General features: G+C 45.1%; 1 pseudogene. It reads right to left on the bottom strand.

Features of this window, described 5'->3' with window-relative positions:
• Positions 1–324: pseudogene (locus KH400_RS23585) on the bottom strand (bifunctional methyltransferase/pyrophosphohydrolase YabN); the annotation flags it as partial.

Genomic DNA, 324 nt, shown 5'->3' with positions numbered 1-324 from the left:
AAACACTCGTTAAGTTATTTATCGACACATCTCGATCAAGTTCAAATAAAGGAACACCTGTAATCTGTTCCTGACTGCTTCCAGCTGCCGTTACGATAAAGACTTCATAATCGTCAGGTAGCTTTTCCATGAGGGTCAGCTTCACATTCGAGGCTGTCATCTGATCATATACCTGACAGATCAGCACATGCTGGGTCAACTTCAGATCATCCGCTCTCATATCCCCTGCGTCAACGAATTGCAGCCCTTCAATTGGGTCAATCTGTAAGGAATTAAACGTCGCATCCAAAAAGCTTTGTCCACCAGCGACGTACACCTCAACCC

The sequence above is a fragment of the Desertibacillus haloalkaliphilus genome (assembly GCF_019039105.1).
GTDB lineage: Bacteria > Bacillota > Bacilli > Bacillales > KJ1-10-99 > Desertibacillus > Desertibacillus haloalkaliphilus.
Note: the sequence above shows the minus strand (reverse complement) of the source record. Positions and strands in the feature narration are given on the sequence as shown.